The sequence below is a fragment of the Dietzia sp. B19 genome, assembly GCF_014145155.1.
Lineage (GTDB): Bacteria > Actinomycetota > Actinomycetes > Mycobacteriales > Mycobacteriaceae > Dietzia > Dietzia natronolimnaea.
This window is the reverse complement of the sequence record NZ_JAALED010000081.1, coordinates 1-3,305: the sequence shown is the minus strand read 5'-3', so window position 1 is coordinate 3,305 and position 3,305 is coordinate 1. Positions and strand designations below refer to the sequence as shown.

The 3,305-nt window shown below is 64.9% G+C and carries 3 protein-coding genes and 1 pseudogene; 2 read left to right on the top strand and 2 right to left on the bottom strand.

The features are described 5' to 3' along the window. Window positions 1-280, top strand: a pseudogene (locus G6020_RS03265) (hypothetical protein); the annotation flags it as partial. A 344-nt stretch (window positions 281-624) separates the two neighbouring features. Further along, window positions 625-1,293, top strand: coding sequence for a DUF3800 domain-containing protein (locus tag G6020_RS03260; protein WP_107745800.1), 669 nt, complete (start codon window positions 625-627; stop codon window positions 1,291-1,293). 239 nt (window positions 1,294-1,532) lie between these two features. On the opposite strand, the gene G6020_RS16870 is transcribed toward G6020_RS03260, so the two are convergent. Both G6020_RS16870 and G6020_RS03250 read right to left on the bottom strand, forming a co-directional pair. Continuing rightward, window positions 1,533-2,633: a hypothetical protein gene (locus G6020_RS16870; RefSeq protein ID WP_241732549.1), complete on the bottom strand. Its 1,101-nt coding sequence runs from the start codon at window positions 2,631-2,633 to the stop codon at window positions 1,533-1,535. Window positions 2,634-2,705: 72 nt separating this feature from the next. Beyond that, window positions 2,706-3,278 carry a heme-binding protein gene (locus G6020_RS03250; RefSeq protein ID WP_182609633.1) on the bottom strand — a complete coding sequence of 191 codons (573 nt, stop codon included), beginning with the start codon at window positions 3,276-3,278 and terminating at the stop codon, window positions 2,706-2,708. Window positions 3,279-3,305: the final 27 nt, after the last annotated feature.

Sequence of the window (3,305 nt, the reverse complement as noted above, 5' to 3'; positions counted from 1 at the left end):
CCCTTGTGCAGGCCCACGGCGCCGGGGGGGGCGGAGAGCCGAGGTGATCTGCCTGCCGGGTGTCGTCCCGGCGCTCAACTGCGGGACCTCCGAAAGGGACGTGCTCGCCTCGACGATGCGCCCACTCGCCCATGTCGACCTCCCGATGATCGGCAGTCCACCATTGCGCATCTGGGTGGACCTTCCGCGGTGGGGCGACGGCTCCACCGGCGAGGGCCCGATCCCCGAGCTGACAAGTAACGTGATCGCCTGGTGGCTCACCGGACCCGCTCCGTCTTAACGCTCACTGTCCGACGTGGACTGCGTTCTTGAGGGCGACGACGACAAGGCCCACGACCGCCGAGAGCGGACCGCCACTTCCCGGCATTCGAACCGACCGGCATAGACCAACTCGTGCGGCGCGACGTAGAGCTGGTCCACGCTATTCACCCACCGCGCCCTCAACTCATCACAGGGGCCTACAAGGATGTGACTTGCTGGGGAGCGCCTGTGGATAAACAGCTAAATACTCGCGCTGACCTGCCTTTATGCCATCTGAGGGTAATGGCGCATAGTAAGTTTCCCGCCCGAGGAGTGTCCTCTCGATGTGCTTCCATAGGTGGCAGTCGAGAGAAAGGCCCCTTCGTGGCGATCAAGTATCTGTTCGCAGATGAGAGTGGCGACCTCCAGTTCCTCCGCAATGGGAAGGCATCCAGGTACTTCGCGGTGGGCACGCTGTGCGCCGACGAAAAACAGGTGTGGGCGCTCCGGACGCGCCTCATGCGGCTCCGAGACGAACTGGCCTGGAAGGCCCAGGGTTTGGATTCGTGTTTCCACGCCTCTCCGGACGCCCAGGTCGTGCGAGACGCGGTGTTCGACGCCTTGGTGGATCTTGAGTTCCGGTTCGACATCACTCTGTTGGAGAAGTCCAAGGCCCAGCCCTCGATCCGCCCAACCGAACCGAAGTTCTACCAGTACGCCTGGTTTTTTCATCTCAGTCGGGCCGCCCCTCAGCTGTTCCACCAGGGCGATTCCATCCAGGTCGTCGCCGCTCAGATGGGAACCAGGAAGACCCGGGCTGCGTTCAGGGGCGCCGTGGACGATGTCATGGCCCAGTGTCTGCCCTTCCGCGCCAAGCGAGTATTGGCATTCTGGCGGGATGAGTCCGACTTCGGTCTCCAGGCTGCGGACTACTGCACCTGGGCGGTCACACGGAAGTGGGAGACCGGCGACGACCGGGCTCACAGACTGATCCGGAGCAAGATCAGGATCGAGAGTGACTACTTCGGGTACGGCACCGAGCACTACTACTGACGCACGAAACCCCAACCAACTAGGGATCATTCCCGAAGCCCAGGGGCTCTTTCGTCGATTGGGGTCGCACTGAAAATGTACCACCGTGTCAAGCAACTTGACAGCCCCAAAGCGTGTCGAGGTCATGACGGGCGGCCCTCCATGCCGGTCTCGCAATCAGCCCGTCGACTGCGGCCTGCTCGGACAACGCCTCGGCCGCGTCCAGAAGCGCAGACCGGGCACTGACGAGCAGATCGCCACTACCCTCTCCAGGACTGTTCATGTGCCCTCATCCATTCGATCAACTCGTTCGCCTCTGCGGGTGCCCGGCCCGGCCCGGTCATGAGGTCCACAGCCACCTGGGCCGGGCGGGCGACCGTGAGCCCTTCCAACGCGGTCATGGCGCGTTCCATGACGACGGGGTAAGTGGGTTCGATCAGCAGCACGTTCGCTCCCGCTTCGGTCGCGCGCAAGCCCCAGTTCGCCGCTGCACGTTCGACGTTTCGGACGTACACCATCGCCGACCTGGCTGGCGCGTAGGCAGCCCACGCTGCTGCTGCGACGGACCCGGTCAGCGCGTAGTCGACGTCCTCTTCCTCGCGCACCGTATCGAGAAGGTCCGACAGGCCCCGGGGAGCGATCCAATGGGACACGGCATTGGACCGGAGTAACTGATAGTCGTCGCTCCATCTGCGCAGAAGAGCTGCCCAGTCGGACACCAGGAATCGCCGGTCAGGCAGCCGCTGCGCAAGTCCCTGATCTTCGAGAAACTGCATCACACGGTATACCGACCCCACCGAGGCATTGGCGACGTCGGCGAGTTCCCGCACACGCCATGGCCCGGGAAGATCGAGTAGCGCTCTGACTACCTTCGCTGCGGGTTCTCCCTTGAGGGTGCCCCTCGGGCGCCCTGGCCCCCGCCAGGGATCTCTTTCGGCACCACGATCCGAGACGAAGAGTGCGGGAACGGGGGATGAAACCCTCATATTGCCGGTCGCATCGATATATGAAATGCCAGCCGCGTCGAGCCGCGCACGGTCGGCGGGCGCGAGATAGCGAGTCAAGACCAGGCACCCACTGTCCGGCACCTGGGCCATAGTGTCGCCGCACCTCTTCCGAAGCGCAGGTATGTCGCGAGCTACGACGGCGCTCTTGACGGTGACACAGAATGTTGCGGCACTCCCATCGGGAGCCTCGGCGATCATCAGAGAATCTGCGCCGCCAGATGTCGACGATGTAGCGCCCTGCCTGGTATCGATCTTCCACTCCGGCGGGAGTCTCTCGCGAAGTGCCTGGGACGCGGCATCGACGAGTTCCGCCTCCGAAGGGGGTCTCGAATCTATCGTCTTGCCGTTTATCATGTTCGGATAATAGCGCCGTTCCGCAGCCAACGGAAGCGGACAATTTGCCGAACACCGCCAGCGCGACGCGAGTCAGCCGCCTTCGGGCCACACCACGTCCTGCACGACCTCGTTGCGCCGCAGGAACCACGGCGTGAAAGGCGGGTCGAACCGGGCGTACCTGGGCGGCCCGGTGGCGACCAGCCCGGCCCGGGCGATCGCGGCCTCGAGGTCGGCCAGGTGACGTCGATAGGCCGACTCGCTCCACCGTCCCGAGTAGCGCACTGCTGCGGCGACACGGTCGGGCACCTGCCTGACCCGCACCCGAGGATCGGCGGGCACCGGAGCGGTCGCGGCGGTGAGCGAGGCGGGCAGCACGAAGGCGACGACGTGCTCGCCGCCGTCGGCCTCGGTCTGGACTACGGGCGCGGTCATGGCGATTTTCTCGAAGCCGGGTGACTCCTGGACGACCGGTGCGGTCATGGCGATGGACCCGGCCGACTCGTTGTGACCGGTAACGTACTTGAACAGCGCCCTGAACGCCTGGTTGCCGGTACTGCCGAAGGACCCGTGGACGGGCACCTCCGCCACGGCATGGGAGGGGTACCGCCGCAGCTCGAACTCCGGGTACCGCTCGACCACCTCGTACGGCTGCCGCTCGGTCATGAATCGACGGTACGCGCGCGAGCCGCC

Coding starts and splice junctions, on each gene's coding strand:
- G6020_RS16870 (WP_241732549.1), bottom strand. CDS start 2,633: ATGATAAACGGCAAGACGATAGATTCGAGACCCCCTTCGGAGGCGGAA.
- G6020_RS03250 (WP_182609633.1), bottom strand. CDS start 3,278: ATGACCGAGCGGCAGCCGTACGAGGTGGTCGAGCGGTACCCGGAGTTC.